Annotated in this window: 7 protein-coding genes; all 7 read right to left on the reverse strand. The window is 52.6% G+C overall.

Translation table 11 applies throughout. The features are described from left to right. Positions 1-661 (reverse strand): c-type cytochrome (locus BOW51_RS07890; RefSeq protein WP_078477210.1); only part of this gene is annotated, 661 nt, incomplete at its 3' end. Between the two features lie 94 nt (positions 662-755). Beyond that, on the reverse strand, positions 756-1202 hold the full coding sequence (locus BOW51_RS07895) for a S24/S26 family peptidase (RefSeq protein ID WP_167367280.1): 447 nt from the start codon (positions 1200-1202) through the stop codon (positions 756-758). After that, positions 1202-2227: a radical SAM protein gene (locus BOW51_RS07900; protein WP_078477212.1), complete on the reverse strand. Its 1026-nt coding sequence runs from the start codon at positions 2225-2227 to the stop codon at positions 1202-1204. The genes BOW51_RS07895 and BOW51_RS07900 overlap by 1 nt, the downstream gene beginning before the upstream one ends. 5 nt (positions 2228-2232) lie before the next feature. Continuing rightward, on the reverse strand, positions 2233-2520 hold the full coding sequence (locus tag BOW51_RS07905; protein ID WP_167367281.1) for a PqqD family protein: 288 nt from the start codon (positions 2518-2520) through the stop codon (positions 2233-2235). Further along, positions 2510-3409, reverse strand: coding sequence for a hypothetical protein (locus BOW51_RS07910; RefSeq protein ID WP_135568148.1), 900 nt, complete (start codon positions 3407-3409; stop codon positions 2510-2512). Before BOW51_RS07910 ends, BOW51_RS07905 begins: the two co-directional genes overlap by 11 nt. A gap of 42 nt (positions 3410-3451) precedes the next feature. Next, positions 3452-3652, reverse strand: coding sequence for a hypothetical protein (locus BOW51_RS07915; RefSeq protein ID WP_078477215.1), 201 nt, complete (start codon positions 3650-3652; stop codon positions 3452-3454). Positions 3653-3696: 44 nt separating this feature from the next. Further along, the coding region (locus BOW51_RS07920) for a C25 family cysteine peptidase (protein WP_135568149.1) at positions 3697-4317 on the reverse strand (621 nt) is incomplete at its 5' end.

Here is a 4317-nt window from a genome sequence, read left to right on the forward strand (position 1 = left end):
GTGGAATACGTGCTGACCAGGCATTCGCATCACCCAACTTGGGGGCTCCCGCAATACCCATGCCATGACAGGCGAAACAGCTGCTTTTATAGACTGCTTCACCCTTTACCAGATCCGGTCCCGCAGCTGCAGCCGGAGCTTCAGCAACTGGAGCAGGAGCTGCTGCAGGTGCATCGGGATCGATACCTGAATCCTTCAGCATCTGTACAACAGCGGCTTTCACTTCATCATCGCTCAGAGCCGGATTGCCACCACGTGGAGGCATCGCACCCCTACCGTTAAGGGCCGTGTTCATCATGGCATCCATTCCCAAATCAAAACGGGGCTGCCATGCGGCGTTATCACCGATCTTTGGTGCATTGGCAACGCCAGACGTGTGACACGCGGCACAAGCCATGGCAACCACGTCGGCACCGGACTTGGGCGCAGCCGGGGCTGCAGCTGCATCATCAGCACCCTTACCGGCGACTGCAACGCTGGCTATCGGCGCAAGACGATCTGCAACTGCTTTTTTGGCAATCTCTGCACCAGCTGCATCTTCATCGCTACCACCACCGACCATGTTCGCCATAATGGCAAAGAAAACCGCCAGAATCACAAGCACACCGAGAACTACCCCAAACGTGCGTACGAAGCCTTGATCATCAATTTCTGCAGACACCCTGTGTACCCCTCTATTAATTCAATATGTATTGGAAAATTTTTAACAGGCGAAGTATATCGATTTTCGGCCGTTTTTTGTAGCCGTACGAGTTTTATCGCGGCGAGAAGGCCTTTTCAACATACTTGCGTGTAATGAATCGCAAGACATGGTAGCAATAGTGGAGCATTGAAAGCCCTCTATGCAGCAGGGAAATAGATACCCTCGTACCTGCCACGCTTTTTACCCTGCCGACCATGTGATGTGGCTCAATCAGTGCATCGATAGCAGAGCGATTGTCTGCCTTCGTCATTGCGCGCATACCATTCCGGCCTGGCACCCAACCGAGCAAGCGATGTACTGCAAGCCTGCGCCCGCCTTCAGCAAACACCAGTAAATCACCGGGGTAATAGCGGGAGCAGCGAGCCACTAGCAGCTGGTCTCCATCCCTGATCAGGGGATCCATGCAGTTACCGCTGACGCAGAGTGAGAAGAGCTCTCCCCCATGTTGTGAGGCAAGCAGTTCACAAACCACTTGGTGTTGATGCGCCTTTTCCGGCATCAACCGCCTCCGCATTTACCGCCGCAGCCACCACAACCGCTGTTGATCTCGACCGCGGGACAGAAGGTCTGTGCACCAAACAGTGAAGGTTGCTGATCGCCAAATTGGGCGAAAGCACGTTCGGTCATGTCCGAAGCATTTCTGAATACCGGCGAGTGATTCCAGATATTTTCGATATCCTGAACATGCAAGTTGCCACCTGACCAACGCAGGTGCAGACAGGTCAATACTTCACCGAATGGATCGATAACAAGGGAGTCGAGACCGGAACCGCAATTTTTCGGCACCTTGTCAGCACTGTAGTTCAGAGCTGCCTGTGCGCTTGGAGCTTTGAGTGTTTCGCGTTGATTGCGAGCGCCAAGTTGTCGTCTGCGTGCAATCGCATTGACCGCTTCCCATTGCTCTTCAGTTGGCTGAATTTCCAATGGCTCATTGTCACCATTGTCACGCGGCGCCACCGGGCCCTGCATGGAGAGACGTACGCCAAGTTCCTCGGCAAGATCAATCATCTGTTCGAATTCGTGCCAGTTCCAGGCAGTGGGTGTTGTAATCAGGCTGGTACGCAAGCCGACCGACTTCATGTAGCGGATATTGGAGATGAGTCGTTCGAAACTGCCCTCGACACGGGTTTGCCGGTCGTGGGTTTCAAGCGAAGCACCGTGCAGGCTCATGTCGATATTTATCGGATCCATCTCCTGTTTGATCCTGTCGACAGCCTTTGCTCTCAGGGCATGGCCATTTGACTTGATGCGCACCACGAATCCACGCTCCCGAGCCATCTTCCCGATTTCGAAAAAATGCGGATGCGCCATCGGCTCTCCACCAGTCAGGGAGATGCCGAGCACCTGCATTCTCTCGAGATCATCGAAAAGTACGCGGTACTGATCTAGCGACAGTGGCTTGCCATTAGCGCTCTTGTCGTTATAGCAGTAGAAGCAGGCGAGATTGCAATCGAAAGTTAACTCGAGCATTACCTCATGCAACAGCCTGTTGGTACGAATATTGGCGACCACCGATTTGTACATGTTGACTACTCCCCGGGGACTGTTTCAGGCTGTTCGAGAATGCCCCAGGCGTAGAGCTCCTCGATGTAGTCATCAACCTGCTGTGTCACATTGGCGCTGCCTGTTTCATATTCACTAGACAGCTGCTGAATAATGGCATTGCGTGAACCACTCTCCTTGACCAGTTCCAGCACGCGCAGACCAACACCGTTGACAACCATCACCTCGCCGCGTTCCACCTGTACCACGACACCTTCCGATCCGACTGTGCGAAATCGTGCCCTGCTGCTAATGTTAAGTGTTTCATGCTGCATGCTGTTGCTCCATTCTAGATTTTGCCAATCCACTGGCGAGTTCATTAAACTGCAGCTCTTTACTGAATTGCAGTGTTTGCAGGGGATGCCTGTTAGCCAGGGTGCTCACGACAGCATCAACATTGTCTGCATATTCCGGGATGTTATTGACGAAAGGCATATTTGACAGCAGGGTGACTTGCTGTGAAACAGCTTCCAGCGGCTTGATAATTAGCTTATCGGATTTTTCGATGCGAAAAATGCCGCCCACGGGAAGTGCCTCTCCTGAACCACCGGTCATATTGTGCTGTCGTCTGAACTCACCGGAAAAGGGAACCGGGGTAGCAAGAAAATCGCCCTCTGAATCCCGAAACAGGACGTTAATATCGTCACTGAGAATCGTGGCGCCGCCCTCATGAGCAATGCGAGTCAGGGTCGTCTTGCCTGCGCCAGAAACACCCACAAACAACCACGCGAGTCCATCATGAATGAATCCACCACTGTGCAGCAGACAGCCACCCTGCTTCAACAGGAGATGAGCAGTCGCAACGCGCAGATAGTTTTCGATAACGATTCGGTTAAGAAGAATTTCAGGCGTTTGAATATAGAGCCGGTTGTTCAGACTGTCGGGGGAGAGTGCAACGATGAACTCCAGTTCCGCTATTGCGACTATCGGCCCAAGCGGACTCCAGAAGCGCCACCCTTCACTCGTCATCTGCTCTATTTGCTGCTTATCGAGGGATGCGTGATAGCAGATACTACAAAATACAGACCGGCCAGCACAGCCCGAATTGCTTGAGAATAACCTGGTAATTCCTTGATATTGCTTTTCTATTTGCGTCTCTAGAGACGGCTCTATACCCTCTATCAGGTGCTGAAAACCACCTATGGTGATTGCACCAAGGCTCATTAACAGCTCTCCGACAAAACTCTCTTGCTGTTCACGGCAAGGTCAACTTCCGTAGGTTGCACAGCCACAGGCGACATCTTTTCCAGGATTGGCAGCGCCATCACACGGTGGATTTCCATCACTCACTGCTACACAAGATGATGCCATAACCTCCATCACCTCGACACTGATAACGACAGGTGCCTCCCATGCGGGCTTGCCAGTTTCATCCTGGTGACTCGCTTTCTTCTCATTATTTGCCATTAAGCTATCTCTCAGATATTCCGTTAATTCGGCTAGAAATCGGATTAGTTCAGCACCAGTGCCGGATCACCAAGCAGCCAGTAGATGTTGAGCATAAAATCGTTGACCTGCCCAACCGACTGCGACTGCATCGCGGTCACCGCGCCACCCAAAGAACGGTGCTCGGCAAGCGCAGCGTCGTAGAAAGCCGTTGCCAGGACACCGGCATCTGCGTTCAGCGATTTTCCCGTTGGTGCAACCGAGGCGATCGCTCCCTTGAGAAAACGCCCGCTCACATCAAGTTCAGCCTGATCAGGAAAAACCAGTGTCTCACTGAGGGACTTGTAGCCAGGGTAGTTGCTGTTGCCTGCACTGCAGGTTAACGGCAGAAACAGTGCCTGTCCTATGCTGTTATCAAATGAAGCCACGCCCTCTTTCTTCAGAAACTTGTCCAGCCTGCCTGTCAGACCATGCCCCATATATCCGACCACACTGCTTTCCCAAGTTGAGGCGTCTCTCAGGACCGCTCCGATATCATCCGTTGGATAAAAATAGGCCTCACTGTCATAACCCAGTTGAGTGACATGGGCGGCTGCAGTAGCTACATCTGCGTGAAAGTCACCGGCACTGTCTGGATTATCGGCCGCAAGGACAACACGGCGCATCCACTCCTCATCAAACGTGAG

This window comes from Solemya elarraichensis gill symbiont (genome assembly GCF_002021095.1).
GTDB lineage: Bacteria > Pseudomonadota > Gammaproteobacteria > Chromatiales > Chromatiaceae.

What these genes read in the sequence shown, in the direction of transcription:
- BOW51_RS07895 (WP_167367280.1), bottom strand. Translation starts at nt 1,202, where the DNA reads ATGCCGGAAAAGGCGCATCAACACCAAGTGGTTTGTGAACTGCTTGCC.
- BOW51_RS07900 (WP_078477212.1), bottom strand. Translation starts at nt 2,227, where the DNA reads ATGTACAAATCGGTGGTCGCCAATATTCGTACCAACAGGCTGTTGCAT.
- BOW51_RS07905 (WP_167367281.1), bottom strand. Translation starts at nt 2,520, where the DNA reads ATGCAGCATGAAACACTTAACATTAGCAGCAGGGCACGATTTCGCACA.
- BOW51_RS07910 (WP_135568148.1), bottom strand. Translation starts at nt 3,409, where the DNA reads ATGAGCCTTGGTGCAATCACCATAGGTGGTTTTCAGCACCTGATAGAG.
- BOW51_RS07915 (WP_078477215.1), bottom strand. Translation starts at nt 3,652, where the DNA reads ATGGCAAATAATGAGAAGAAAGCGAGTCACCAGGATGAAACTGGCAAG.